Here is a 26,479-nt window from a genome sequence, read left to right as displayed (position 1 = left end):
GGTTTTTTATGAACGCGTCAACAGTATCAAAAATCCAGCAAGGCAACGTCGACATTATTCGCGTAGAGAATGCTTTCGCATCGCTAGAATTAAGCCTTTTTGGTGGTCAAGTACTCTCATTTTCACCTCGTCATGATAATCGCAATCGACTATGGCTCAGCGAAAAAGCGATATTCGATGGTATTACGCCTATACGTGGTGGGATCCCGATTTGTTGGCCTTGGTTTGGTGCGGGCCCCGATAAGTTGATATCACAGTTCGGTAAATTGCCTGCTCACGGGTTTGTGCGCACGTGCACTTGGGATATTGAACAAATTTCGGACAATGAAAGCGCGACAGTCATAACGCTTACCCCTAACATTGACTATTCAACTCAGGTCATTTCAGCGTTACGAGTAAGACTGCACATTACACTGAGCCAGACCTTAACGGTTGCACTGGAAACGACCAATGTTGGTAAACAGTCGGAGTTTACTGCTGCATTGCACAGCTATTTTGCAGTAAACAATATTGCAGCTGTCGAGATCCAACATATTACTAGCCCATACTGGGACAAATTGAGCGGACAAGACACCCTCCCTGCTCCAACACCTTATGTTATTGATGCTGAAACTGATCGCATTCATACCGAAGCAGTACCACAGGTTTTGATCAGTGCACTAGGTGATAAAACTGAGATTACATCTGAAGGTCACGACAGTATTGTTGTTTGGAATCCTTGGAAAGATAAAAGCCATTCCATGAAAGATATGACTGACGACAGCTATGAAACTATGTTGTGCATAGAAACCGCACGAACTCAGCATAGTGCTATCGCAGCGGGCGCAACACATTGGTTAAAACAAACGATTCGGTAAAGTTTTTAACCAATAGAGCTATCTTCATCGTTGCGTAATTCCGCAACACTTTGTGCTGCGGTTACCCGTTATTCCGATAAAAACCAGGGTCTACTTGGTACTCAGAGCAGACGACCAGTTTTTGAAGCCAATCAACATCAAAGAAGAATATTTAAATATCTTTGTGCAGCGCCCCCCCAAAAAAACCTCTATGCTGGTTATAACGACCTCTGAATATTACAGCTTGTGCTAAAGAAAACATTCTTCATTGCTTCAGGTATCATTTTAATAGTTGCTTATTCTTAACTATCTTCGTTTTATGCTGCTATTCAGCAGGCACTTCCAATAATTATTGTAAATGCGAAGGAGTCTTCCTCGGAAACAGAGCAGGCCATTAAATCGTTATTTGATCATTGTGATATTGAGTTCCAATCAACCTTGTTACCTGAAATTTATGTGGAAAGCAAATCCGTTCCAAAAGCATATTATCGCTTATCACATTCTCAAAAACCTGTGCATCGCTCCATCGAATCCTTGATTAAAGAATTTGAGAACTCTGAAAAAGATAACGCCCACATCTATTATCTTCTCGAAAGTCCTACACTTATAGCGTTAAAACAGTTGAGGCAAAACATTGATCGTAGTTTTATAGGGGAAGCTCGAACATCATTACTAGTCCGACTAATACCAATTTTACCAATTGAAGTTCCCGTATCAAAAAACCGGTGCGAGCTTATTGAAAGTTATATGCTCTACACTAAATATGTTTTTGGCGGGGCTAGTTTCTTGATTTAACTATCGTCGTGATCGCATTCGTTGGCACAGCGGATTCCAATGACCCTGAAAATTTGTGAATATAATGTTTTTTCTTCAAATTATAACCGTTCGGAAATTGTGTTTTAGAGCCACAAGAAGCAATACACATCAGCCTCGTACGCAGATATTGTTAAAAAAATACTCTTATTTCAGCCCATTTTTAAAAATTACGTGTTAACTTGAAAATAACTGGTCTGGTGAAAACTTTAACTCACGAACGCTCAAAATTACTATTTAAAAATTGAGTTGGCGTCATGTTTTCAAACTTCTTAAATGCGTGATTGAATGCTGATTTTGAATTGAAGCCACATTCTAGTGCCTCATCAAGAATTGCGCCGCGTTTATCAGTATTGGCAATAAGTTGTGCTTTTACCGCATTCACTCTCAGGCCGTTGATGTAGTCATTAAAGTTTTTTCCAGTTGCTACATTTATTGCCCACGAAGTGTCTTTTACATTTAACCCTGTTTGTTCTGCCACCTTCTGTACAGTCAATTTAGATATCTTAAATAGTTGTAAATTTAGTACTTTTGAATTGATTGAGTCGAAGAGTGTCTGCGCTAATGCATTATCTTCATTGGTTGTGATGTCATTATTGTTTTCAGAATTGAGCTCATCGTTAGCGTCATTTTCTATCGTAAAACCGGTGAACAATTCTGTTTGGTTAAGTGACTTTACTAACAAATAACTACAAATCACTAAGAGCAAAACCAAATCAAAAACATACCACTGATAATAAATTTCGTTGCTAATAAAGTGCTTACTGTTAAGTCGGATCATATCAATAAGTAAGAACACTACGATGATAATACCGCTATTTTCAACCCAACGTAGACGGATTGACAATTCGTCTGAATGGGAATTCAATGCGGCGTTTTCATAGCGACGAAGTAATTTGTAGGAGTGAAACAAATATATTATTTGACTTAGCGAGCCAAGCGCAATGATGAAATCAACGTACTGTGTGAAAGGTAGCGACACTATTGCAGGTAAACAATGTAATGCTACGCGCTGACTTGAGAGTGAACGGCTGGAAACTAAGTTTTGCGAAGCATAATAAAGGATTGGCCCCACTAATAAAGTAAACGAAGGCGTAATAAAAAAATAAGGCTTGGTGATGTTGAGTTCTTCTAAGATGTTAAACGTCATCAATACTGCAAAATACAGTATTATCAACATCACACCTCTATATCGCTGCCGACCATAAAGTAAAGCGAAACTGAGTAAACCTAAGAAAATAAAAAGTCCCTGTAGGATATTTGCGGTAGAGAGAAAGACAACGTCATACATGGTTATTTTTTATATTACTTCGAGTTTACTTTAGGGTGCAAAAAGATAATTTAAATCGAAATTAAAGTGCTGAATCCTAATTCGGGACGCTTATTCCGAGTGAAAAGTTTATCTTCGGGTTTTACAGAATTATACGGTGCCAGAATACATATGATTAGCATTAAAATACATGGTTGCATTTGGGCGAGCTTATTTTTCTTTTCTTTTGCTGCAGCGGCTGAAAAACCAAACAAAGTACTCCAAGTGAGTAATAGTGCTCTGGATGTGTTAGTAGGAGAAGTGCAAGAGCTTGATTCAGTACTCTACTTTCAGAATAAACAAGATGCGTTACGACTTTGCAAATCAGGGGTTTGTAATGATGCCCTGCCTTTATTGTCTAGATTGACTCAACAATTTAATGCGGATGGAGATACTTGGTACTTATTAGGTAACGCCTATCGACAAGCCGGTAACTATGAGGCTGCGGCCAGTGCTTTGGTTACCGCACTCGAATTGGGAACGAAACTACGAGGTATTCCAAACGGCGCAAGTAATCCAAACGACTTAATGGTGATTATTGCTGAAGTGTATGCTCAGGCAAATAATAAGGCCTTGGCGCAGCATTGGTTAACTAAAGCATTAGATTTTCGGTGGGATGATAAGCCAAAGCTATCTGGACATAGCTTATTTCAGAAAGGGAAAAACCCATATTTCAAACCGTACTATGAAAAAGACTGGTACAAATCATTGTCGGGCATTGCTGATATGCCTGACAACAGAGTAGAAGGTTGGCGCCTGGACCTCAATTACTTACTCTCTGAAATAAAACGCCTACACGTAGCACCTTTCCATTCAATTTCAGAACCTGAACTAACCAAAAAGGCGAAGCAGTTATACGACGAAATTCCAAATCTTAGTGACCACCAAATTGTATTTGGCTTGATGGAGCTCTTGGGTAATATTGGAAATGGACATAATTTTATTATTCCAGCATGGGGAAAATTAGGTAATTTTCAGCAACTGCCTGTTCAGTTTTATCAATTTGCGGACGGATTATATGTAGTCAAAGCATCTGACGAATACCAACACCTTGTTGGCACTAGAGTATTAAAATTCAACGAAATGGACGCCAATAAGGCATTGCGACTCACTGACATAGTGAACCCTAGGGATAATAATATGCAAAGGCTCTGGCTGGGACCGTATTATTTGAGCCTCCCCGAGGTGCTTGAGGGTATTGGTGCAATAGACAATCCAGATACCGTTACGTTGACACTAATGGATAGGCAAGAAAATCTGTTTGAGACATCATTGAATCCGGTTCCAATGAGTTTTAGTGGTTTCCCCAAATTACCCGCAGTGACAGGAGCGACGACAACTCCGCTCTATTTAAAACAAAATAACGATGAGTACTGGCGCGAATGGTTGGAAGATGAAAGTATCTTATATGTACAATTTAATGACGTCCGGAATAAACGTTCAGTTACTTTTGATAAGTTTAATCAACAACTTCAGAGTGAAATTAAAGACCGTCAATCTAAGGCTTTAGTACTCGACCTTCGTCATAACAGCGGTGGCGATGGTTCAATTACCCCACCAATGCTCAAAACACTGGTGCTATTTGAGGCATTAAACCCATCGGGCGCAACGTTTGTCATTGTCGGCAGAAATACTTTTTCCGCTGGTCATGACCTGTTAATGAATGTTGTTAAGATAACCAATGCCGTTGTGGTTGGTGAACCCTCGGGTACTCGCCCTAATACCATCGGAGAGGCTGGATGGTTTTATCTCCCATATAGCGGCCAAATAGGGATAATTTCTTCTCAATTTCATCAGAAAGGCAGCGCTGAAGACCATCGTATTTGGATAGCACCAAGCGTCCCTGTGGCACTAACGTCCCAAGTGTACTTTGCAGGTGTTGACCCCGCGATGGAATCAATTAAAGAAATAATAAAGCTCCGTGTAGGCCAGAAATGACAAAACCTGTTCAGCGACAGCGGCCTGCAGGCAGAAAACAGATCTTCTCTGGACGCTCTCATGCTCTTTGGCAGCATTGCGATAGATTTTTCAAGGATAGGCGTATGACTACAAATAAGCTTTTAGTTCTTAGCCTTTCAATGTTTTGTTTCTCTATTTCGGCTAAATCCCTATTAGTAAACCAAGCTGAATTAGAATATGAAATTAAAGGCACAGGAGAGAATATTACACTGTTTGAGGCTGGTGCGATTTCTGGCATGGCGGGTTGGGATTCAATTTGGAGCAGGCTTCCTGAGAGTGTTACAGCGATAAGATATTCAAGAAGAGGTGAAGGTAGATCAACGGCTTGTACAGGTGATCTGACCTCAAGTGACTATGTAGAAGATGCTGAAGAGTTACTTAATCAACTCAAAATAGAAAAACCCATTATTTATGTGTCTCACTCTTATGGGGGTAAGGTTGCGAGGGAGTTTGCAGTTAGGAATCCGGAAAAGGTTGTAGCGATGCTGTTTATCGATCCTATCAACCCTAGAGACGTGGACATTATCGAACAACTGGATCCGATTGGCGGGAAGGAATCGAATGAGAAGTTAAAATTCGCTGATATAAAAATGGGGAAAGAGAATAATTGGTGCTTGATTAACGATATCTGGGATAAAACGCCATCATTTGGGTATGGTGATATTAAAAACATCCCAATAACGTTAATCGCAGGTGTGAAAAAATTTGAAAACCCAACGCGTCTTTTTGATACAGATGAGGCACGTGAATTATGGGGGAATGTTCAGTCAGAATGGGTGCTTAAATTTCCGCAAGGAAAGGCGGTAATGGCTGAGAAAAGTGGACATTTCGTTCAAGATGATGAACCAGATTTAGTGCTTTCTGAAATTAAGAAGTTAATCATCAGGGCAAACGAAAACTAGCTCGAACTTAATTCGCAATCACGGTGCTGGTGATGGCGGGCAAAATAGCCGTCATGAGGATAACCATCTGACAGGCCTCTATCACTTCTTTTGTCGCCTCGCCTACAACATCACCTTTAGCAATTCGCTCAATTCGATCCTTGTACTGTTTCAAAAACGCTTTATCAAAATGTTTCTTTAACAGGCCAGAGACCTGAAGCAAAGAGACCAACACGACCATTTGAGGTACGGGATCAGCCCCCTTATGTGTAATTAACTCATGCAATGCTTGTTTGATTTGCTGCTCAGGAACGGGGTTTATCTCTGGGTAAAGTTGTCGAGTAAATACCAACAATATTTTGTCTTGTTCAGCCTTTAGAATGCCTGCTGAGCAGAGCGAACGAGCGACTTCATGCTTTAGATTTTTCTGACCAGCAATCTTACTGACAGCACTTTTTAACTTCAGTGGTTTGGTTGCACGCTTAAGCACATCCAACGCATTAGCAAGGAGTTTATCGCTAATACGTTCTGATGCGACAACGGATACTCTTTTGTCATTACTCGTGATAGACACACAGCCTTTTAGCATTAATTCGGCCAATATAGCGCCAGCTAAAAGATACTCGACAAACTCAGCTTGAAACGTTCCTTTGTCATCGTGGATAGCCAACAACGCTACTTGTTGGTATAGCGGTAAATTGATAGACACCGTCACTCCTTACAAACTCTGATGTGAGTTACACTACACTATCAAACGTAAAAGCCTCTCAATAGCTCAAAACTGTTAACAGGTGTGTATCTTTGACTAACAGGCATCATGAAGTGGTTGGATAATGCGCAGCAAATTTACGCTTAGCAGGATACGTCTTTACCTTCTTTAAACAGCGATATTGTGCATTTTATAAATTCTTCTATACGCGTATCGGCTAACGCTTTTGTTTTAGAAAAGCGAATACACCCCTTGCCTACATTCAGCCCGTCAAGCAACACGCCGTTTGGAGCTATCTTCTTGGTATCACCACAATATAAACTAACGTAACCTTTCTGCGCATTGAGGTGAAAAAGCACCGTATCCTTTAGCCGAAAACACAGCATCTTGTAGTTGATAGTTTCTTCAATAGCATCGCAATGTTGAACAATCATGGATCTAAGTTCTAATAACTTATCTTTTCGCCAATCCGGTTCCAACTGAGCTAAATATTCCTGCGGATCACTAACGTCGTATTGCATTGTAGGCCCCCATAAAAGTTAAAAAACGTAAAACTATCGCTCAACGGTAACTTAAACGCCCACTTTTTCGAGCGCTCTACGCAACTCAGCGTGCGCATAAATCGTTATTTTGTCGTCAGATTTCTTTTCAACTTCAAAGTACCCGCCTGCACTCGATAATTGGCGTACAGACAAAGCGTTCACGCCTAGTTTTCTAAACCAGTACGGTGCTAGTGAGCATTGCGCTGAACCGGTAGCTCTATCTTCTGATATACCGATATTGGGCGCAAAATACCGAAGAGCATAACCACTCGGTCCATCTTGGGCTGTCACTATCAACGCATGGTAATCTTTCATTTGACGTAAAGTATCGTCTTCTGACTGGAATTTAATAACCGCGTCGACGCTCTGTAATACGATAACTTGATCACGTGTGGTGAAATAATCAACCGGCTCAGACACCATCGCCGATAGTGCTTTGGGGATTAGTGCGGACACGCCATCCCAACTCGGCATTTCAATAGAATAAAGGTCACTGCGTTGACGAATTAATACATTGCCATGTGGGCTATGAAGCAATACTTGATCGAGGCTGTATTTTGAAAGTAATGCAGCACCCGCCCCTACACTGCCATGCCCACAGAGGTTAATTTCATTCCTCGGTGTGAACCAACGTATATCAAAATGTTTGCCTGACTGAACAATAAAAGAAGTCACCGGTACCTCAAATTCAGTTGCAATCGCCTTTAACTCATTGTCAGATAGCCACTTATTTAGCTCAACAACGCCACAAGGATTGCCCTGTGCTTCTGGCCCTGTGAAAACGTCATATATGTCTACTTTAATAATCCACCATCCTATAGCGTTATTTGATGCCTACACACTAAAACACCATATTATCACCGCTGTGCAAACAACGCCCGAACAAGCGAATGCAAGTCTCGATATCTATCGCTGTACCTCTTATTGTGTTCTTGTAACCCACACCACTTAATCGACTAACGCGCTGTAAACATGTTAATAATCGCAGTAGTAATTCTGAATAAACTGTTGTTTCGGCGAACAATGAATTATAGCTTAACGCTGCAATATTAGGCCGCTGCAAGAAAAGGATGATGATGAAACTCAATGTGTTTGGCAGAAGCGTAGAAGTCGTTCAACGCAATAATAAATGGATGGTTTTTTACTTAGGTAATGAAGGCAAGAAACGTCTTGCTGACGATATTTACATTCCTGATCATGTTCCACATTCAGAGGTTGTTGGGTATATCGCTGACCTGTGCCATGAATGGGCTACACAGGCACACCCAACAGTGACAATTTTGTAATGCCACTAATAGTCACTAGGACATAAAAAACGCTTCATTAAGAAGCGTTTTCTATGGCTGATTTAGCAAGGTCGGTTATGCGTGACCAGTCTTCCTGTTGCACAACATCATCAGGTGCCAACCATGACCCACCGACGCACTTAACATTGGGTAACGCCAAATAATCAAGATAATTATCCGGCCCAATACCACCAGTAGGGCAAAATGAAATTTCAGGGAATGGTCCACCAATCGATTTCAATGCTTTAACACCACCGGATGCTTCTGCCGGGAAAAACTTCAAGTAGGTATAACCTGCATCTTTTGCTTTCATTAGATCACTGATAGACGATATGCCCGGGATCAAAGGGATAGGTCCAGCAGCGCCCGCTGCAAGCAAGTCAGCCGTCATCCCGGGGCTGATTGCGAATTTAGCTCCAGCCTCAGTGACTTCTTTAAGTTGCTGAGCATTGGTCACGGTACCAGCGCCAATGATTGCTTCGGGCAATTCTTTCGCAATGGTTTTGATGACATCAAGTGCCGCAGGTGTTCTCAATGTCACTTCCAATACATTGATACCTCCCGCCATTAGCGCCTTTGCTATGGGCAGCGCGTGTGCAACGTCGTGGATCACCAAAACCGGAACGACCGGGCCTGAGGCAAATACCTCAGCAGGAGAAATGGTCCAATTATTCATCATGCATCTAAACTCGCTGTATGTTGGGTTAAATATGCGCCGGCGCCCAATAAGCCATGATCGGGTTCAGCAATTAAAAAAGTCGGAATAGGTTTTACGTAGTCGGCAAACTGTCCTTTATTTTCAAAACAGCGCCTGAACTCACCGTTCGTTAACTCATCGACTAAACGAAGGGCTATGCCACCGCCAATAAACACACCGCCTGTTGTGGCTAGGTTAAGTGCTAAATTACCGGCAAAGTTACCCATAATGCGGCAAAACTGCCGGATAGTTTGTTGCGCAATATCGCAGCTCTTTTGACTCGCGGCTTCACTGATTTGTGCAGCTTCTGTGAATACTGCAGGCTTACCAGCTTCATCTGCCAAAGCAGTGTAAATATTTACAATGCCTCGGCCTGACATCACTTCTTCTGCTGACGCTCTGCCCAGTTTGCGCTGCAAATAACGCCAGATGATCACATCGGTTTCATCACAAGGCGCAAAATCTACATGACCGCCCTCACCGTCAAGCGTTTGCCAACCACTGACCGTTTTTGTCATGTGTTCAACACCTAGACCAGTGCCAGGACCAAACACGGCAATATTACCGTTAGTGTCACGCGCTCCCTGCCCGAGTTGTATCAGTTGTTCTTCGCCTAAAACGGGTAACGAATGCGCGACCGCTGCAAAATCATTAATAACCGCTAGCCAAGTTAGCCCAAGTGATTGCTTTAGTTCCGTTTTAGAAAACTGCCAACTGTGATTGGTCATTTTCACCCAATCGGTATTCGTTGGGCACGCGATTGCAATACACCCTAATGAGAACCCTGTTTGACCAATATCTTGCGTGTAGTGCTCAATGGCATCAGCAATGGTGTCGAAATCGGCACACAGATATTTTTTGACCTGTAACAACGCACCATTTTCCCACCGCGCTAGTCGGATATTAGTGCCACCTACATCTGCAACAAATGCACTCATTGAGCTTGTTCCTGTTCAACAAACAAAGAACAAGCACCTTCTTCAGCACCGGTCAATGTCGAACGCATGCCTCCAAACATTTCACGTCCCATACCGATTTGATGCATCGCAATATCAGTTTGCATGGGTTGTCGTGCAGCCAGTTCGGCTTCATCTACCAGTAACGACAATGCACCTGTTTCTGTATTTATTTCGATCATGTCACCGTTTTGCACTTTCGACAGCAGACCACCTTTATACGCTTCTGGTGTAACATGAATGGCAGCTGGCACTTTTCCTGACGCGCCTGACATACGGCCATCAGTAACAAGCGCTACCTTATGACCACGATCTTGAAGTACTCCAAGAGGCGGTGTTAGGCGGTGCAATTCTGGCATACCAATCGCTGCTGGCCCCTGGAAACGAACGACAACAATACAGTCTTTATCCAGCTCACCGGCCTGAAACGCAGCGTCCAACTCAAATTGGTCTTCAAATACAACCGCAGGTGCTTTGATACGGCAATGAGGCTCACGCAATGCAGAGGTTTTGATCACTGCGCGCCCTAAATTCCCGCTTAGCACTGACAAACCACCATCCGGTTTAAACGGCTCCGCTACGGTGGTGAGAACCGACTTATCTAGCGACTCGCTTGGCCCATCACGCCATTCTAATTCACCGTCATTTAAAAACGGTTCTTTGGTATATTGCTCTAAACCCTTGCCACAAATAGTGGTGACATCGTTGTGCAATAGACCCGCATCAAGCAATTGCTTAAACAGTAGCGACATACCGCCGGCAGCCGTGAAATGGTTAATATCAGCCGAACCATTGGGATAAATACGTGTTAACAGCGGTGTTGCATTTGACAGGTCTGAGAAATCATCCCAATTCACGATATAACCGGCGGCTCTAGCAACTGCAACCAAGTGCATCGTATGGTTTGTAGAGCCCCCTGTCGCTAGTAACGCAACTAGACCATTAACAATCGCTTTTGCATCGACAACTTCACTGATTGGAGTGTAATTATCGCCCAAGTCAGTCAATCGAGTGACTTGACGGGCTGCAGCTTTAGTCAACGCATCCCGCAGCGGCGTGCCAGGGTTTACAAATGATGACCCAGGCAAATGCAGTCCCATAACTTCCACTACCAACTGGTTACTGTTGGCGGTACCGTAAAAAGTACATGTACCGGCTGAATGATAAGATTGAGATTCTGCTTCTAATAATTCTTCACGGCCGACTTTGCCTTCGGCATAAGCTTGGCGGACTCGGGCTTTTTCTTTATTTGGAATACCTGATGGCATAGGGCCTGCTGGTACAAAAACCGTCGGAAGATGGCCGAAGCTTAAGCTGCCTAGTAATAATCCGGGTACAATTTTGTCACAGATCCCAAGCATCAACGCGCCATCAAACATATTATGAGATAACGCCACGGCTGTACTCATTGCTATCACATCACGGCTCATCAAACTCAGATCCATGCCCGGATTACCTTGAGTAACACCGTCACACATTGCCGGAACACCACCTGCGAACTGCGCCACACTGCCCACTTCGCTGATGGCTTGCTTTAAAATCGCTGGATAGGTTTCATACGGCTGATGCGCAGACAACATATCGTTGTATGAAGATACAATCGCCACATTCGCTTTTGTCATGCTACGTAAATCAGCTTTATCTGATTGATTACACGCTGCAAAACCATGAGCAAGGTTGCCACAAGACAATACACCGCGGTGAGGGCCATCACGGCGGGCTTTGCTCACTTTATCTAGATAGGCTTTACGCGTTTTCTCACTGCGTTCGATTATGCGTTGGGTTACGTCTTGAATTTGTGAATTCATGCAAATTCTCCTATGGCGCCCACATCAACGTGACATCAGTTTGGTCAACGACGGCTTTTATCGGTTTTTCACTGGCGCTTTTGGCCTCTAACGCTTGCTTCAGCACTGACAACTTCTTTTCACCGGTTAAATGTAAAAAGATGTTCTTTGCAGATACCAGTGCGGGCAAGGTGTATGACATACGTTGGTGCGGTGCAGTTTTAGGTTGGGTTGCAATAAAGGTGTTGCCTGATTGCATATCCAAACCTTGCTCAATTTGATCACAACATGGGAATAGTGATGCCGTATGCGCATCTTCACCCATCCCTAAAATCAAAACATCAAATGGTATTTGGGGTTGTTGATCTGATTGAGTAAGCGTTTCAACCGCATCCTCAGCATTTTCATGAGCGGTTTTAAGCGCAAAAAATTTGGCTTGCGCTGCATTACCCACTAATAAGTTTTCTCTAACCAGCTTTTCATTGCTAGCACTGTCTGTGTTATCCACCCAGCGTTCATCCGCCAGCGTGATCACAACGTTAGACCAGTCTATTTCTGCGTGGCTAAGTGCTTGGAATAATGGTAACGGTGTACTGCCACCACTCACAACAAGTGATGCCTCGCCTTTTGTCGCCACAGCTTGCGCTAATATTGTGCTTATCTGCTGAGCAAATTCTTCAACTAAGGCTTCTTTACTCGCAAAATGTTGTTCAACTAATGCCATCCTATTGCCTTACTTTTTCTTTGTTGTGCGACTTTCATACCAAGCGCGATTTTCACGCGCTAATAAACCAATTGAAGCCACTGGGCCCCATGTTCCCGCTTGATAAGGCTCAGGCGGTTCATTGCTGCCATCCCATGCTGCGAGGATTGAATCGACCCATTTCCAAGCTTGTTCAATTTCATCTCGACGCACGAATAACGCCTGATTGCCGCGCATCACCTCTAACAATAGCTTTTCATATGCATCGGCGATGCGGTCATCCGCAAAGGCCTCTGAGAAGCTTAGGTTGAGTTTAGACTTTTGCAGATCCATTGAACCGCTGCTGGCTAAACCTGGAACCTTGTTCATCACCGTAATTTCTACACCTTCATCCGGCTGTAGACGAATAACCAACTTATTCGGTGGAAGGTTCGCAAAACTGTCGCCAAACAGGTTGTGAGGCTGGCGCTTAAAGTAGATCACTATTTCACTGACTTTAGTTGGCATCCTCTTACCGGTACGCAGGTAAAATGGCACGCCGGCCCAGCGCCAGTTATCAATTTCAACTTTTAGCGCAACGAAGGTTTCCGTTGAGCTTGCAGTATTGGCGTCAGGTTCTTCAAGATACCCAGGCACTTCCTGCCCTTTGACGAAACCATTGATGTATTGGCCTCGTACTGTAGATTGCTGATAATTGGTCGCATTGATAGGACGGAGCGCTTTCAATACTTTAAGCTTTTCATCACGAATGCTGTCAGCATCTAATGTTGTAGGCGGCTCCATGGCGATAAGGCTTAGTACCTGCAACAAGTGGTTTTGCACCATATCCCGCATTTGACCGGCTTCATCAAAATAGCCCCAACGGCCTTCAATACCCACTGACTCGGCAACACTGATTTGCACATGGTCAATACAGTTATGATCCCAATTTGTCGCGAAGATAGAGTTTGCGAAACGAAGCGCTATAAGGTTAAGAACCGTTTCTTTACCTAAATAATGGTCGATACGATAAATTTGGTTTTCACTGAAGAACTCAGCAACTTGTTCGTTGATAACACATGATGATGCTAAGTCGTGACCAATCGGTTTTTCTAATACCACTCGAACACTGCTGTCTATTACGCCTGCGGCATTTAAACCGCGACAGATATCGCCATAAATCGATGGTGGTGTAGCGAGATAACAGACCATTGTGCGTTCTGGATCGACATGTTCACAGAACGCTTTGTAGCTGGCAGTATCTTTCATATCGACCTGAACGTAGTCCAAGCGTGCTTCTAAACGTTTCCAAGTTTCATCGCACAGCGCATCACCCGAAAACTTTTCAATATTTTGTTTAACTTGTTGCTTATAGTCGTCCAGTGATAAATCCTGACGTGCCACGCCCACAATAGTGGTGTCTGGGTGAATAAGCTCAACTTTCTCAAGCTGATATAGAGAAGGCAAAAGCTTGCGGCGTGCTAAATCGCCAAGCGTGCCAAATAATACAAAGTCACAGGGTTCTGTTGTACTTTCGAATACCATGAGTCATACCTTAAAACAGAGGTAATTCATGCCCTGACGGAATGCCATAGACATGAGCATTGGATAGAGTAAACACTAAATGTTGTAATTTTACAACTTTATCCTTTCAGATTGCCGCTATCCAAACCAAATTTGTGGCGTAATTTTGCTTTATTTCGACTTTTTTTGTCAAAAAATTACAGCCGATGATGTCTTTTTACGATCTTGTAGTAGTATATTGGGTATACACATCACTACATTATAGTAAGCATACGCAGTAGATCTATGAACATACTCGAGAAAATTACGGAAAATAAAGCCGCCTTCAGTAAATCTGAACGCAAGGTTGCTGAGATCATTTTAGCCAACCCACAAGCGGCTATTCATAGCAGTATCGCGACACTGGCTAAAATGTCTGACGTTAGTGAACCCACTGTGAACCGCTTTTGTCGCCGTCTTGACACCAAAGGCTTTCCAGATTTCAAACTGCATCTAGCACAAAGCCTTGCGAACGGTACACCTTACGTCAATCGCCATGTAGACGAAAACGATGGCCCTGCCGAATATACTAATAAAATTTTTGAATCAACCATGGCGTCACTGGAAGTTGCGCGCCAGAGTATTGATATTGCAACCGTTAATCGTGTGGTCGACCTGTTAACGCAAGCACAGAAAATTTCGTTTTTTGGCCTTGGTGCTTCCGCTTCAGTGGCGCACGATGCTCTGAATAAGTTTTTCCGTTTTAACGTACCAGTTGTTTACTTTGAAGATGTTGTGATGCAGCGCATGAGCTGCATGAACTGTGGAGAAGATGATGTTGTAGTACTCATATCTCATACCGGGCGTACCAAAAGCCTCGTCGAAATTGCAGCCATCGCGCGCAGCAATGATGCAACTGTGGTCGGTATTACTTCAGCAGACAGCCCGCTCGCCAAAGAGTGCAATTACGTGCTTTCGCTAGAGGTGCCTGAAGACACAGACATGTATATGCCAATGGCGTCTCGAATAGCGCAGCTAACGTTAATCGACATTCTAGCTACCGGTTTCACACTGAGACGAGGCAATAAATTTCGTGAAAACCTTAAGCGTGTTAAAGACACCTTAAGAGGTTCTAGATTTGATAAGCGCGATTAAGTAACGGTCGGTTTGGTGTAAATTTAAAAAAACTTTCATTTGCACTAGTGTCAGTGTGTGAACTACCATAAATGTAATAATATTACGTAATCAAATTTCAATAAGAGCTTTTTTATAAAGTGCAACGGCGGTGAACATGACGCGAAGAACAAAAATATTAGCCACTTTAGGCCCAGCGACAGACACATTAGAAACGATAGAAGCCATTATTAGTGCGGGTGCCAATGTGGTACGCATGAATTTCAGCCACGGTAACGCGGATGATCACATTGAGCGAGCCAAAAAAGTACGCCAAGCAGCTAAGAACCTAGGTAAATACGTCGCGATTCTGGGTGATCTTCAAGGGCCTAAGATCAGGGTATCTCGTTTTAAAGAAGGCGCAGTGAAACTGGCCGTTGGCGCAGCTTTCATTCTTGATGCTGAATTGGCGACGGACGCCGGTGATGAAGTAGCCGTCGGTATCGACTATAAAGACTTACCCGCAGATGTCGGCCCTGGTGATATTCTGTTATTAGATGATGGCCGTATTCAATTGGAAGTTGACCGAGTAGAAGGTCAAAAGATCCATACCAAGGTAACCGTTGGTGGCAAGTTATCGAACAATAAAGGGATAAACCGCCAAGGTGGAGGGCTTTCGGCTGAAGCGCTAACTGAAAAAGATAAGCGTGACATCGTAACCGCTGCGCAGATCGGCGTAGACTATTTAGCCGTTTCATTTCCTCGTAGCAGTGCAGATTTAAATTATGCCCGTGAACTCGCACGTCAAGCCGGCAGTGAAGCCAAAATATGTGCCAAAGTAGAGCGAGCTGAAACAGTTGAATCTGACTCGGCCATCGATGACATAATCTCTGCGTCGGACGCGGTGATGGTGGCGCGTGGCGATTTAGGTGTTGAAATTGGCGATGCTGAACTTGTCGGTGTGCAAAAGAAACTCATCGCTCGTTCACGCCAGCTAAATAAAGTGGTTATCACCGCTACGCAGATGATGGAATCAATGATCGACAGTCCAATGCCAACGCGTGCAGAAGTTATGGACGTCGCTAACGCTGTATTAGACGGCACCGATGCTGTTATGCTATCAGCCGAGACGGCTGCAGGAAATTATCCTGTTGAGACCGTTAAAGCAATGGCACGAGTGTGTGAAGGTGCAGAAACGCACCCTAGCGTGAAAATATCAAAACACCGTGTAGATGAAGCATTTACATCCGTTAGTGAAACGGTCGCAATGTCGGCTGTTTATGCAGCTAATCACTTACCTAATATTAAAGCGATTGTTGGCTTAACCGAAAGCGGTAATACGCCTAAATTAATGTCACGTATCACAACCTCGTTACCGATTATCGCGTTATCCCGTCATGAAGGATCGTTGAATTCAATGGCACTGTATCGCGGCGTACGCCCCGTTTATTTTGATTCTCAACAAAGTCTGCCAGGGCAATTAAAGCAAGATGTTATCGACGTTTTAAAACAACACGGTCTGGTAAAATCGGGCGACCAATTCATAATGACCTACGGTGATGAAATGGAAACCGTAGGTGCAACCAATGCGTGTAAAATTGTTACGGTAAACTAATTGTCGAATGGCCAGTGGCGAAAGAATGTGTCACTGGCTCGCTTAGGCGGCCCCTTCCCTTCGCAAGCTGCCGTTCCCAGATACAAAAAACCAACCAGTTCATCATCTTCGCTGATACCAAGTGAGCGCTTTACGTAGTCACATTGCGCGTAACTACCTGTGCGCCATATGCCTGCGAAACCTTGCGCTACCGCGGCCATTTGCATGGCTTGCACCGCACAACCTGCAGATTGCACTTGTTCAATAAATGGTACCTTCGGGTGTTCTGTTGCACTTGTAGCAGCGACAATGATCATAGGCGCCCTAAGCGGCAATTCTGGAGCTCGCTCTATGGTTTTTTGATCTTCTCCCCGCTCAATAGCTGAGGCTTCGAAAATTTCCCCTAACGCATTACGCGCATCACCCTCAAAAATGATGAATTGCCACGGTGTCAAACAACCGTGATCAGGTGCTCGGAGCGCTGCTTGCTTAATGATTTCAAGCTCCTCGCCTTGCGGCGCTGGCGCTTGAAGACGTGGTAAAGATTGCCTGTTTATCAGTAGTTTGATCGCATTCATATTGAGACTGACTATCGAAATCGCTAAACATTTCCCATTATCATAGTCGATGCAATCACAAAGTTAATTATTTAATTTCTCAACGAAGGTAAAAATCTCGTCAGCCAATAATCGGTACTGACATACCGGCCACCACCGGTGAAAAATAAAACGAGCAACATAACGAAATAAGTAGCCGCAAACTCAATTCCATTGTTCAGGATGACAAAGTTTCCGCTGCTAGTAAGCCAGTCATAATGACCGTGAGTTTCCAGTAATGACTTCGCCGCAGCCAGCTTTTCCTGCGAATTCATAATGTTTTCACTGTAGAGTAATGTTCCATCTGCAAGCCAGCTACTACTATCAGCAATTGCCAACCAACCATTTTGCCAATGCACAGTGTACGCAGCGACAATCATGGTAATCATTAACGGCAGTGCAACTATTCGAGTCGCTAAACCTATCAACAGTAAAAACCCGCCGATTAACTCAGTTCCCGCAGCCAATGCTGCCATGACTTCAGGGAAAGGTAAGCCTAAGCCCCATTCGGGATTACCAAACCATTGCACAACACCTTCAAATCCAACAATTTTATTCCACCCTGCTTGCAACATTACAGGTGCCAGATATATGCGCAGAAGTAGCGGCGCTAGGCCATCAAAATGCTGGCTTGTAGTTATAAATCTATGGTAGGTTTGAAACAATGTAGCAATCACGCTGTGAGCTCCTGTTTTGTGTAATGCAGTCAAGATTACATGGTAGATCGCGTTTCCATCGGTTAAATTTCGCTGGTTATGAAAAAAAATAGCCAAACTTTACCCCCTCAGAGTGCTTTTTCACGTATACACGATAAGCATTCGAGAAAAGTGCGCGCAACCGAACGGAAAGCAAACACTCTGATGACGCTTAGCGCTAATGACCACAAGGCCATTGCATTGTTAATACAGCATTGGTTAAACGATTCATCATCACGCGACTAACTGAGTTGTCATATTTGATTACATTTTAAGTTTCACGATCCAAGAGTGATTGTTTAACATATAGTCAGTAAAAAAGTAGAGGTAGTACTTGCATGGCAAGCAATGAAAATTGGACCAAGTCGTTATTTTTTGGGATCTGGAATGTTCTAAATTTCAGCCGCAAATTAGTTTTTAATTTCATTTTCATCCTTCTAATCATCGGTGTTTTCATTGTTTTCAGCCGTGGCGACGACAACGCCATCACAGTACCGCATGGCAGTGCCCTCGTACTTAACCTTTACGGTAACTTAGTGATTGAGAAAACAGCCGTCGATCCTTTCGAAGAGTTTATGAATGAGGCATTTGAACAACAGGAAGATAACCCTGAAGTGTTAGTCTCGGATGTTGTTATGGTGTTGGAAAATGCCAAGGAAGACGGTCGCATCAAGGCATTGGTGTTAGATTTACACGGTCTAATGGGTGGTGGTTTGGATAAACTACGCACTATTGCCAATGCGATTGAAGACTTTAAAACCTCTGGCAAGCCAGTGTATGCGGTAGGCGATTACTTTTCGCAAAACCAATATTACCTTGCAGCCCATGCTGACAATTTATACCTACACCCTATGGGCGGAATGCTACTTGAAGGCTACGGACGTTATCGTACTTACTTTGCTGAAGCCTTAGAAAAACTAAAATTAACCACACATGTATTCCGGGTTGGGACTTTCAAATCGGCTGTAGAACCCTACTTGCGTAATGATATGTCAGAAGCGGCTAAACAGGCTAATTCTGCATGGTTAGACGTCTATTGGAACCAGTACAAACAAGATGTAGCACAAGCGCGTAACATGGATACGAGCAACTTTGATGAAAAACTTGATGTACTGGTCGAGAAAATGGCGGCTGTTGAAGGCGACTTCGCGCAGTATGCGCTGAACAATGGTTGGGTAGACCAATTAAAAGACCGCCATCAAGTTCGCTCGGAATTACAAGAGATTGTGGGTGAAGATCGCAGTAAGCTTGGCTACAAATCGATTAATTTCAAAAACTACTTGCACGTCATTAATCTACCCATGGATTTACTGCACGCTGATAAAGACAAAGTTGGCATTGTTGTCGCAAAAGGGACCATCTTAAATGGCGATCAGAAAGCCGGTACGATTGGTGGCGACTCAACTGCTCGACTGTTACGAAAGGCTCGTTTAGATAACAGTATCAAAGCGGTTGTCATGTATGTGGACTCTCCGGGTGGTAGTGCGTTCGCATCAGAAGTCATTCGCAACGAAGTCGAATTATTAAAACAAGCCGGCAAACCTGTTGTAGCTAAAATGGGGACTTACGCAGCATCTGGCGGCTATTGGATTTCAGCCAGTGCCGATAAGATCGTTGCATCTCCGAGCACAATCACGGGTTCTATTGGCGTATTTGGTATGTTTGTCACTTACGAAAATGCGCTTGATTACCTGGGTGTGCACACCGATGGTGTGGGCACAACAGAAGTAGCTGGTATCTCCCCTGCTCGTGGTTTAGATCCGCGAGTTGGCCAAATCATCCAACACAGTATTGAGCACAGCTATGATAAATTTATCGAGCTGGTGTCAACGGAGCGTAATCTGGATGAAGCCCGTGTGCGTGAAATTGCCGAAGGTCGTGTGTGGATTGGTGAGACAGCTTTGGAATTAGGCCTTGTCGATGAGCTGGGTACACTGGACGATGCGGTTAAGACCGCTGCAGAATTAGCTAACATGGAAGATTACGCCGTGCTTACTGTTGAGCGCTCATTGTCACCGAAGGAAAAGTTCTGGAAAGAGTTCTTTGGCCAAGCCAGTGTTTGGGTAGACGGTACCGGGATTACAGCTACCGATAGTTTTGCTATGGGCCTATTCAAACAAGTGGTACAAGAATTTGATGCGATGGCAAAACTGAATGATCCTCGCGGGGTTTACGCGATGTGCGTTGCCTGCGAAATCAAGTAACTGCTACATATTAAGTAAAAAACGGGCGTCTAAATGACGCCCGTTTTACGTTTTTGATATGATCACTGACAATCTTAAAAAACAAATTAACGCCCGCGTATCGTCCCTGATCCTACAGGCTGAAAGTGTCTACAACCGTCCGCTCAAATTGCCCACTGTTGGCTTTCGCCGCGCAGGAAAGACGGGAGGAAGCGCCCATCTGCAAAAAAATCATATCAACTTTAATCCGGCATACCTGCTCGAAAACCTTGAACACTATTTAACCCAAGTGGTCCCCCACGAGGTTGCCCATATTGTCGTATGGCAAATGCACGGTAAAGTGAAGCCGCATGGTCAAGAATGGCAGAATGTCATGAGAGAGATATTTTGCGTAGCGCCTGATGTTACTCACCACATGCAATCGACTCTTTTAAAAGAAAACACCGTGACTTACGCCTGTGATTGTGGCGATGTAGAATTAAGTATTCGACGCCACAATAAAGTTAAGCGCGGACAACGTTACCAATGCAGGCGATGTGGCATGATATTGACACAAGTGACGAAATAAACGCGTGAGCTAAAACCAGCTTTTAGTGAAAACCCGATCCAACTCTTCAAATGCCGTTTTTAGCATGGACGCAAGCTCTTTGTAACGCGGCTTTGGCGTTAAAGCTTTTAGGCGGCACCCCTGCGCCGTCATTTTAGCGTGAATATCAACATACCAAGCACGCAGGCTTGGCGGCAATTGTTGATTGGCGCGAAAACCTAACCACATAATGCCTTGTAGAGGCAGGCTTAAAAAGAATGCAGCGATGGTAACAGCTTGCGGAATATAGCCACTGCCAAGTTGGTGGATGAGTGCTGCGCAACAAATAACGGCTAATGGCGGAGCCACTTTGATTAGCAAACGCGTCAACGCAACCACACGACACTCTGGGAAAATCGCGTACAGCGCTTTCTCCATCGGCCATGTATTCATGTAAGACTGACCATCTTTTAACATTGTGGCGACTGACAGTGACATTTCGTTGAACAACCTCTTTTGCTTCTACCTTTAACTATAATCAAATACGTTACACTTAAGTATATCGATTTATTCTATAAAAACATGAATACTGAGCTTTTCAGTGATTACATTCGTCTCATCTGCATGCTATCTAACATTATTTCTACCTGATCACGCAGGTAATAGTTGAATCTTAAAAATTAACCCCCAAAATACTCAGCAATAATATCAAAATGGGTCCACAGGACCTCGCTATCGGAGCTATTGAATGCCTTCAGAAAAAACTACACGACATGTACGACTTTTAATTTTAGGGTCTGGTCCTGCTGGATACTCAGCAGCAGTATATGCTGCTCGCGCAAACCTCAACCCCGTATTATTAACCGGCATTCAGCAAGGCGGACAATTAACCACGACGACTGAAGTTGAGAACTGGCCTGGTGATCCTGAAGGCTTAACGGGGCCAGACCTTATGGTTCGCATGCAAAAACATGCTGAAAAATTTGATACTGAGATCATCTTTGACCATATCAATAAAACCGACCTCAGCAAGCGCCCTTTCACGTTGGAGGGCGATAATGGTATTTACACATGTGATGCACTGATCATCGCTACTGGCGCGTCTGCTCGCTATTTAGGGCTTCCATCTGAACAGGCATTCATGGGTAAAGGTGTTTCGGCTTGTGCGACTTGTGATGGATTTTTCTATCGCAATCAAAAAGTAGCCGTCGTCGGCGGTGGTAATACTGCTGTTGAAGAGGCGTTATACCTATCTAACATCGCGTCTGAAGTGCATGTCATTCACCGCCGAGATAGTTTCCGCAGTGAGAAAATACTGGCCGACCGTCTTTTGGATAAAGCTAAAAATGGTAATGTCGTATTGCACCTTGACCGCACGCTCGATGAAGTGGTTGGAGATAATATGGGCGTTACCGGCATTAACATCAAATCGACAAAAGACAACAGCGTTGAGTCTTTAGATATTACCGGTTTGTTTATCGCAATTGGTCACAGCCCGAACACGGGTATTTTTGACGGCCAGCTCGAAATGAAAGATGGCTATATTGTGGTAAACAGTGGCCTAAACGGCAACGCAACACAAACCAGCGTTGAGGGTGTTTTTGCTGCAGGTGACGTATCTGACCACATTTACCGTCAAGCGATTACATCAGCTGGCACTGGCTGTATGGCTGCACTAGACGCTGAAAAATACCTTGATGGTTTGGCATAAGTTGATGCTATGCTGGGGCCTCTGATTGAGGCCTTAGCATGATCCAGTTATATCAATTAGACGATACACCCCACTTCCCACCGATTAAATATGCGTTGGATGACCCTAATGGTCTATTGGCCTTTGGCGGCGACCTCAGCGTAGAACGCTTAGTTCAAGCCTATCAGTCAGGGATTTTTCCTTGGTTTAACGTCGGTGAACCCATTCTTTGGTGGAGTCCAGATCCTCGCGCCATACTGTTATGTGATGAATTTCATTGTTCGAATAGTTTGCGCAAGTTAATGCGTAAAGAGACCTACACTGTCACCCTTAATACTGCGTTTGCACAAGTCATCGAGCAATGTGCCAACATCCCGCGTCGTCACGACGTTGATACACGCGACATGTCGGTACAAACGTGGATCACAAGCGATATGATTGCAGCGTATATTCGTTTGCATCATGCCGGGTATGCACATTCTGTTGAAGTGTGGGAGGATGGAAAACTAGTCGGCGGCCTTTACGGTGTTGGCATCGGAAGCAGTTTTGCGGGGGAGTCGATGTTTCACCGTAAACCCAACACATCAAAACTCGCATTGGCTGCGTTAACTCAGCATTTAAAGAGCAATGGCATTGATTTCATTGATTGCCAAATTCACAACCCTCACCTCGCATCATTGGGCGCGCGGTGTGTACCAAGACATGAATTTTTAGCTATGCTTAAAGAAGCTTCAGCATTATCACCGAGTGTTTCATTATGGCAGTCACAACGCATCAGCTATTAATGAAGTTTGGACTCACCCAAACCTTTGATTGCAGCTATTTACCTGAGCAACGCGAACAACTATTGGTTTACGTAGAGGAAAACGAAGACAATAACGCACAATATGAATTGCTAATTCGAGCAGGCTTTCGGCGTAGTGGAGAACAAATTTACCGTCCTCACTGCCCTAACTGTAGCGCATGTGAAAGTCTGCGTATCCCTGTAGACATGTTCAAGCCTTCTAAGAGCCAAAAACGCATACTCAGTAAGTGTAAACATCTGCGCTTTACTTACCGTCGTGAAGGTCTGGATGAACACTACGCGCTATATGATAAATATATCAGTGAGCGCCATGCGGATGGTTCTATGTATCCTCCCAGCCTGTCGCAGTACAACAATTTTGTGCGATGCAGTTGGAATAACCCGTTATTTTTTGAAGCTTGGGATGGCGATGCGCTGATTGCTGTGAGTGTGGTTGATGAGCTCAATGAAGCCTATTCTGCACTTTATACCTACTTTGAACCTACCCTCTCCCATTTATCCCCGGGTAAATTGATGATCCTCAAAATGATCGAGCACGCGATAGAATGTAACAAGGATTATGTCTACCTGGGTTACCAAATAGATGCATGTCAAAAAATGCAATATAAGAAAGAGTTCTACCCACATGAACGTTTTTTCGCCAATCAATGGCATAGAATTGCAAAAAAAGCCGAGTAATCGCTTTACACACGCGTGCTTATTGATTAAAGTCTGCGCGGCTAATTTTTTGGAAAATTTTTGAGGTAATTGCTCTACATGGCAAAAGAAGACAGTATTGAAATGGAAGGCGTCATTCTTGACACCCTACCAAATACGATGTTTCGCGTAGAATTAGAGAACGGGCACGTAGTGACGGCGCATATTTCTGGCAAAATGCGTAAAAACTATATCCGCATCTTAACGGGTGACAAAGTCACCGTGGAAATGACCCCTTACGACTTATCTAAAGGGCGTATCATTTATCGCGCGCGCTAATTAAGAGCTACCCACAGATTATAAAAAAGCCCGGTTAAACCGGGCTTTTTCGTTTTACGATGACGTAGCAGGTTTGTTTTTCTCTGTTGCTTTAAACTTAAAGGTGAATTTGTCGCCTTTTAGACCTACTTTTACGCTGCCACCATTGTTCAATTCGCCGAATAATAGCTCATTGGCCAGTTCCTTCTTCAATTGTTGCTGGATTATTCTGGCCATTGGACGTGCGCCCATTGCTTTGTCATAACCCAACTCTGCCAAGTGCGCTCGAGCAGCATTGCTAACTTCCAGTGATACGCCTTTGGCATCCAACTGCACTTGTAGCTCAATAATAAACTTATCAACCACTTGAAGAATGATTTCAGGTGTAAGGTGATTAAACCATATGATCCCATCAAGACGATTGCGGAATTCTGGTGAAAATACCTTATTGATTTCACTCAATGCATCGTGACTGTGATCTTGCTGTTTAAAGCCAATCGACTTTCTCACCGTTTCCTGAACACCTGCGTTAGTGGTCATGACTAACACCACATTACGGAAATCCACTTTACGGCCATTGTTATCTGTCAATGTGCCGTGGTCCATAACCTGCAACAAGATGTTGTAGATATCGGTGTGCGCTTTTTCTAGCTCATCTAACAATACTACTGAGTATGGGTGTTTAATCACGGCATCAGTCAATAAACCACCCTGATCAAAACCGACGTAGCCTGGAGGAGCGCCAATTAAACGGCTAACCGAATGCCTTTCCATATACTCTGACATATCGAAGCGAATAAGCTCTACGCCCATAATCTTGGCTAATTGCTGCGTGACTTCGGTTTTACCAACACCAGTTGGCCCTGCAAATAGGAAGCTACCCACCGGTTTTTGTTCATTGCCTAAACCAGAACGCGACAGGTGAATGGCATCAGTCAGTGTTTCAATCGCATCATCCTGACCGAAAACCACCATTTTCAAATTACGACCTAGATTCTTAAGCACTTCCTTATCTGAAGCAGACACCGATTTTTCGGGAATACGCGCAATTTTCGCAATTACATGCTCAATTTCGCCTACACCAATGGTTTTCTTGCGCTTTGACTGTGGTAATAAACGCTGGCTTGCACCGGCCTCATCCATGACATCAATCGCTTTGTCGGGTAAATGACGCTCATTAATGTATTTAGCCGATAACTCAGATGCAGCCTGGATCGCTTTATTTGTGAAACGCACATTGTGGTGCGCTTCATAACGTGATTTAAGGCCCATAAGGATTTTTGTCGTATCAGCTACACTAGGCTCGACGATATCGACTTTCTGGAAACGACGAGCAAGCGCACGATCTTTTTCGAATATGCCCTGATATTCCTGATACGTCGTAGAACCAATACAACGTAATTCACCACTGGATAATTGCGGTTTCAATAAATTCGAGGCATCCATGACCCCACCAGACGCTGCACCAGCCCCAATGATGGTATGGATTTCATCAATAAACAAAATCGCATGCTTATCTTTACTCAACTCTTTGAGGATCGCTTTTAAGCGTTTCTCAAAGTCACCACGGTACTTTGTTCCGGCCAACAAACCACCTAAATCAAGCGAGTACACCGTGCTTTCAGCGATGACATCTGGCACCTGATTATTAACGATGCGATAAGCTAAACCTTCTGCAATCGCGGTTTTGCCCACTCCGGCTTCGCCCACTAACAATGGGTTATTTTTACGGCGACGACATAGAATTTGAATGGTTCTTTCTAGCTCTAGTTCACGGCCAATAAGCGGATCAATCTTGCCATCTTTGGCACTGACATTCAGATTAGTGGCAAATTTATCCAACGCAGATTGATTGGCTTCTCCATCCGCACCGTCTTCACTGCTTTCAGCTGCACTGCTTGAGCCTTCATCATCTGTTTTGCTGACGCCGTGACTGATAAAGTTGACTACATCTAGACGCGTCACGTCTGCTTTTTTCAGTATGTAGACCGCTTGCGATTCTTGCTCACTGAAAATGGCCACAAGTACATTTGCCCCCGTGACTTCTTCTTTGCCCGATGACTGCACATGAAACACTGCACGTTGGAGCACGCGTTGGAAACCTAACGTCGGCTGCGTTTCACGTTCATTTTCATCCTCTTCGAGGATTAATGGTGTTGTATCTTTAACAAACTCGGTTAATTCGCTTCGAATGATTTCAATATCCGCACCACAGGCCTTCAAAGCCTCTTGCGCAGCGGGGTTATCCATAAGTGCCAGCAATAGATGTTCGACCGTCATAAACTCATGGCGGTGTTCTCTGGCGAATACAAAGGCAGAATTTAACGTCTGCTCTAAATCTTTATTTAACATACTTCCCCCAA

25 protein-coding genes are annotated in these 26,479 nt (G+C 43.9%); 12 read left to right on the top strand and 13 right to left on the bottom strand.

Features of this window, described 5'->3' with window-relative positions:
• Positions 1-8: 8 nt before the first annotated feature.
• The gene (locus tag CSH93_RS00560; RefSeq protein ID WP_100640829.1) at positions 9-857 is read left to right on the top strand and encodes a D-hexose-6-phosphate mutarotase; all 849 of its coding nucleotides are present in this window, start codon (positions 9-11) and stop codon (positions 855-857) included.
• Between the two features lie 1,006 nt (positions 858-1,863).
• Here the strand turns inward: CSH93_RS00560 and CSH93_RS00555 are convergent.
• The gene (locus CSH93_RS00555) at positions 1,864-2,829 is read right to left on the bottom strand and encodes a helix-turn-helix domain-containing protein (protein WP_164078261.1); all 966 of its coding nucleotides are present in this window, start codon (positions 2,827-2,829) and stop codon (positions 1,864-1,866) included.
• 261 nt (positions 2,830-3,090) lie between these two features.
• Between CSH93_RS00555 and CSH93_RS00550 the strand changes: the two genes are divergently transcribed.
• Both CSH93_RS00550 and CSH93_RS00545 read left to right on the top strand, forming a co-directional pair.
• On the top strand, positions 3,091-4,896 hold the full coding sequence (locus tag CSH93_RS00550; protein WP_100640825.1) for a tetratricopeptide repeat protein: 1,806 nt from the start codon (positions 3,091-3,093) through the stop codon (positions 4,894-4,896).
• 104 nt (positions 4,897-5,000) lie between these two features.
• Positions 5,001-5,819, top strand: a complete 819-nt coding sequence (locus tag CSH93_RS00545; RefSeq protein WP_164078260.1) for an alpha/beta fold hydrolase — start codon at positions 5,001-5,003, stop codon at positions 5,817-5,819.
• A 7-nt stretch (positions 5,820-5,826) separates the two neighbouring features.
• Here CSH93_RS00545 and CSH93_RS00540 read toward each other — a convergent pair whose 3' ends face one another.
• The 3 genes from CSH93_RS00540 to CSH93_RS00530 form a co-directional block, all read right to left on the bottom strand.
• Positions 5,827-6,507 (bottom strand): GOLPH3/VPS74 family protein, encoded by a 681-nt coding sequence (locus CSH93_RS00540; protein WP_164078259.1) that lies wholly within the window; start codon positions 6,505-6,507, stop codon positions 5,827-5,829.
• A gap of 143 nt (positions 6,508-6,650) precedes the next feature.
• Entirely contained in the window at positions 6,651-7,028 is a 378-nt protein-coding gene (locus tag CSH93_RS00535; RefSeq protein ID WP_100640819.1) for an iron chaperone, read from the bottom strand.
• 51 nt (positions 7,029-7,079) lie between these two features.
• Entirely contained in the window at positions 7,080-7,841 is a 762-nt protein-coding gene (locus tag CSH93_RS00530) for a PhzF family phenazine biosynthesis protein (protein ID WP_240615491.1), read from the bottom strand.
• 281 nt (positions 7,842-8,122) lie between these two features.
• On the opposite strand from CSH93_RS00530, the gene CSH93_RS00525 reads away from it, so the two are divergent.
• Complete coding sequence (locus CSH93_RS00525) at positions 8,123-8,335, top strand: DUF7661 family protein (protein ID WP_164078258.1); 213 nt, start codon at positions 8,123-8,125, stop codon at positions 8,333-8,335.
• 37 nt (positions 8,336-8,372) lie between these two features.
• Here the strand turns inward: CSH93_RS00525 and CSH93_RS00520 are convergent, their stop codons facing one another.
• The 5 genes from CSH93_RS00520 to zwf are packed head-to-tail and all read right to left on the bottom strand — an operon-like array spanning position 8,373 to position 14,002.
• Positions 8,373-9,014, bottom strand: coding sequence for a bifunctional 4-hydroxy-2-oxoglutarate aldolase/2-dehydro-3-deoxy-phosphogluconate aldolase (locus CSH93_RS00520; protein WP_100640813.1), 642 nt, complete (start codon positions 9,012-9,014; stop codon positions 8,373-8,375).
• A complete protein-coding gene (gene glk / locus CSH93_RS00515; RefSeq protein ID WP_100640811.1) occupies positions 9,011-9,970 on the bottom strand; it encodes a glucokinase in 960 nt (319 codons plus the stop codon). The genes CSH93_RS00520 and glk overlap by 4 nt, the downstream gene beginning before the upstream one ends.
• Positions 9,967-11,796, bottom strand: a complete 1,830-nt coding sequence (gene edd / locus CSH93_RS00510) for a phosphogluconate dehydratase (protein ID WP_100640809.1) — start codon at positions 11,794-11,796, stop codon at positions 9,967-9,969. Before edd ends, glk begins: the two co-directional genes overlap by 4 nt.
• Positions 11,797-11,806: 10 nt before the next feature.
• Positions 11,807-12,499, bottom strand: a complete 693-nt coding sequence (gene pgl / locus CSH93_RS00505; protein WP_100640807.1) for a 6-phosphogluconolactonase — start codon at positions 12,497-12,499, stop codon at positions 11,807-11,809.
• Positions 12,500-12,508: 9 nt separating this feature from the next.
• Positions 12,509-14,002 carry a glucose-6-phosphate dehydrogenase gene (zwf, locus tag CSH93_RS00500; RefSeq protein ID WP_100640805.1) on the bottom strand — a complete coding sequence of 498 codons (1,494 nt, stop codon included), beginning with the start codon at positions 14,000-14,002 and terminating at the stop codon, positions 12,509-12,511.
• 264 nt (positions 14,003-14,266) lie between these two features.
• On the opposite strand from zwf, the gene CSH93_RS00495 reads away from it, so the two are divergent.
• Both CSH93_RS00495 and pyk read left to right on the top strand, forming a co-directional pair.
• Positions 14,267-15,115 (top strand): MurR/RpiR family transcriptional regulator, encoded by an 849-nt coding sequence (locus CSH93_RS00495; RefSeq protein WP_100640803.1) that lies wholly within the window; start codon positions 14,267-14,269, stop codon positions 15,113-15,115.
• A 136-nt stretch (positions 15,116-15,251) separates the two neighbouring features.
• Positions 15,252-16,688 (top strand): pyruvate kinase, encoded by a 1,437-nt coding sequence (gene pyk / locus CSH93_RS00490; RefSeq protein WP_100640801.1) that lies wholly within the window; start codon positions 15,252-15,254, stop codon positions 16,686-16,688.
• Here the strand turns inward: pyk and CSH93_RS00485 are convergent.
• Together CSH93_RS00485 and CSH93_RS00480 are read right to left on the bottom strand one after the other, a co-directional pair.
• Positions 16,685-17,245: an NAD(P)H nitroreductase gene (locus CSH93_RS00485; protein ID WP_100640799.1), complete on the bottom strand. Its 561-nt coding sequence runs from the start codon at positions 17,243-17,245 to the stop codon at positions 16,685-16,687. The genes pyk and CSH93_RS00485 overlap by 4 nt on opposite strands.
• A 71-nt stretch (positions 17,246-17,316) precedes the next feature.
• Positions 17,317-17,937 carry an HvfX family Cu-binding RiPP maturation protein gene (locus tag CSH93_RS00480; RefSeq protein WP_100642291.1) on the bottom strand — a complete coding sequence of 207 codons (621 nt, stop codon included), beginning with the start codon at positions 17,935-17,937 and terminating at the stop codon, positions 17,317-17,319.
• Between the two features lie 359 nt (positions 17,938-18,296).
• Between CSH93_RS00480 and sppA the strand changes: the two genes are divergently transcribed.
• Positions 18,297-20,162 carry a signal peptide peptidase SppA gene (gene sppA / locus CSH93_RS00475; protein ID WP_100640797.1) on the top strand — a complete coding sequence of 622 codons (1,866 nt, stop codon included), beginning with the start codon at positions 18,297-18,299 and terminating at the stop codon, positions 20,160-20,162.
• 58 nt (positions 20,163-20,220) lie between these two features.
• On the top strand, positions 20,221-20,709 hold the full coding sequence (locus CSH93_RS00470; RefSeq protein ID WP_100640795.1) for a SprT family zinc-dependent metalloprotease: 489 nt from the start codon (positions 20,221-20,223) through the stop codon (positions 20,707-20,709).
• A gap of 9 nt (positions 20,710-20,718) precedes the next feature.
• Here CSH93_RS00470 and yfbV read toward each other — a convergent pair whose 3' ends face one another.
• Positions 20,719-21,165: a terminus macrodomain insulation protein YfbV gene (gene yfbV / locus CSH93_RS00465; protein WP_100640793.1), complete on the bottom strand. Its 447-nt coding sequence runs from the start codon at positions 21,163-21,165 to the stop codon at positions 20,719-20,721.
• 250 nt (positions 21,166-21,415) lie between these two features.
• On the opposite strand from yfbV, the gene trxB reads away from it, so the two are divergent.
• The 4 genes from trxB (at position 21,416) to infA (ending at position 24,137) form a co-directional block, all read left to right on the top strand.
• Positions 21,416-22,378, top strand: coding sequence for a thioredoxin-disulfide reductase (gene trxB, locus CSH93_RS00460; protein ID WP_100640791.1), 963 nt, complete (start codon positions 21,416-21,418; stop codon positions 22,376-22,378).
• 38 nt (positions 22,379-22,416) lie between these two features.
• The gene (aat, locus tag CSH93_RS00455; protein ID WP_100640789.1) at positions 22,417-23,142 is read left to right on the top strand and encodes a leucyl/phenylalanyl-tRNA--protein transferase; all 726 of its coding nucleotides are present in this window, start codon (positions 22,417-22,419) and stop codon (positions 23,140-23,142) included.
• The gene (locus CSH93_RS00450; RefSeq protein WP_100640787.1) at positions 23,142-23,840 is read left to right on the top strand and encodes an arginyltransferase; all 699 of its coding nucleotides are present in this window, start codon (positions 23,142-23,144) and stop codon (positions 23,838-23,840) included. Before aat ends, CSH93_RS00450 begins: the two co-directional genes overlap by 1 nt.
• Positions 23,841-23,918: 78 nt before the next feature.
• The gene (infA, locus tag CSH93_RS00445) at positions 23,919-24,137 is read left to right on the top strand and encodes a translation initiation factor IF-1 (RefSeq protein ID WP_100640785.1); all 219 of its coding nucleotides are present in this window, start codon (positions 23,919-23,921) and stop codon (positions 24,135-24,137) included.
• Positions 24,138-24,191: 54 nt separating this feature from the next.
• Here the strand turns inward: infA and clpA are convergent, their stop codons facing one another.
• Positions 24,192-26,468, bottom strand: coding sequence for an ATP-dependent Clp protease ATP-binding subunit ClpA (gene clpA / locus CSH93_RS00440; RefSeq protein WP_100640783.1), 2,277 nt, complete (start codon positions 26,466-26,468; stop codon positions 24,192-24,194).
• Positions 26,469-26,479: the final 11 nt, after the last annotated feature.

The organism is Neoalteromonas facilis (assembly GCF_002807665.1).
Classification (GTDB): domain Bacteria; phylum Pseudomonadota; class Gammaproteobacteria; order Enterobacterales; family Alteromonadaceae; genus Alteromonas_E; species Alteromonas_E facilis.
This window is presented reverse-complemented; position numbering and strand designations above follow the sequence as displayed.

Excerpts from the sequence above, each read along its gene's own strand:
- CSH93_RS00560 (WP_100640829.1), top strand. The coding sequence starts at position 9 with ATGAACGCGTCAACAGTATCAAAAATCCAGCAAGGCAACGTCGACATT.
- yfbV (WP_100640793.1), bottom strand. The coding sequence starts at position 21,165 with ATGTCACTGTCAGTCGCCACAATGTTAAAAGATGGTCAGTCTTACATG.
- glk (WP_100640811.1), bottom strand. The coding sequence starts at position 9,970 with ATGAGTGCATTTGTTGCAGATGTAGGTGGCACTAATATCCGACTAGCG.
- CSH93_RS00525 (WP_164078258.1), top strand. The coding sequence starts at position 8,123 with ATGATGAAACTCAATGTGTTTGGCAGAAGCGTAGAAGTCGTTCAACGC.
- infA (WP_100640785.1), top strand. The coding sequence starts at position 23,919 with ATGGCAAAAGAAGACAGTATTGAAATGGAAGGCGTCATTCTTGACACC.
- zwf (WP_100640805.1), bottom strand. The coding sequence starts at position 14,002 with ATGGTATTCGAAAGTACAACAGAACCCTGTGACTTTGTATTATTTGGC.
- CSH93_RS00550 (WP_100640825.1), top strand. The coding sequence starts at position 3,091 with ATGATTAGCATTAAAATACATGGTTGCATTTGGGCGAGCTTATTTTTC.
- CSH93_RS00485 (WP_100640799.1), bottom strand. The coding sequence starts at position 17,245 with ATGAATGCGATCAAACTACTGATAAACAGGCAATCTTTACCACGTCTT.
- aat (WP_100640789.1), top strand. The coding sequence starts at position 22,417 with ATGATCCAGTTATATCAATTAGACGATACACCCCACTTCCCACCGATT.
- clpA (WP_100640783.1), bottom strand. The coding sequence starts at position 26,468 with ATGTTAAATAAAGATTTAGAGCAGACGTTAAATTCTGCCTTTGTATTC.
- edd (WP_100640809.1), bottom strand. The coding sequence starts at position 11,796 with ATGAATTCACAAATTCAAGACGTAACCCAACGCATAATCGAACGCAGT.
- pyk (WP_100640801.1), top strand. The coding sequence starts at position 15,252 with ATGACGCGAAGAACAAAAATATTAGCCACTTTAGGCCCAGCGACAGAC.
- CSH93_RS00470 (WP_100640795.1), top strand. The coding sequence starts at position 20,221 with ATGATCACTGACAATCTTAAAAAACAAATTAACGCCCGCGTATCGTCC.
- trxB (WP_100640791.1), top strand. The coding sequence starts at position 21,416 with ATGCCTTCAGAAAAAACTACACGACATGTACGACTTTTAATTTTAGGG.
- CSH93_RS00495 (WP_100640803.1), top strand. The coding sequence starts at position 14,267 with ATGAACATACTCGAGAAAATTACGGAAAATAAAGCCGCCTTCAGTAAA.
- CSH93_RS00555 (WP_164078261.1), bottom strand. The coding sequence starts at position 2,829 with ATGTTGATAATACTGTATTTTGCAGTATTGATGACGTTTAACATCTTA.
- CSH93_RS00535 (WP_100640819.1), bottom strand. The coding sequence starts at position 7,028 with ATGCAATACGACGTTAGTGATCCGCAGGAATATTTAGCTCAGTTGGAA.
- CSH93_RS00450 (WP_100640787.1), top strand. The coding sequence starts at position 23,142 with ATGAAGTTTGGACTCACCCAAACCTTTGATTGCAGCTATTTACCTGAG.
- CSH93_RS00545 (WP_164078260.1), top strand. The coding sequence starts at position 5,001 with ATGACTACAAATAAGCTTTTAGTTCTTAGCCTTTCAATGTTTTGTTTC.
- pgl (WP_100640807.1), bottom strand. The coding sequence starts at position 12,499 with ATGGCATTAGTTGAACAACATTTTGCGAGTAAAGAAGCCTTAGTTGAA.
- CSH93_RS00520 (WP_100640813.1), bottom strand. The coding sequence starts at position 9,014 with ATGATGAATAATTGGACCATTTCTCCTGCTGAGGTATTTGCCTCAGGC.
- sppA (WP_100640797.1), top strand. The coding sequence starts at position 18,297 with ATGGCAAGCAATGAAAATTGGACCAAGTCGTTATTTTTTGGGATCTGG.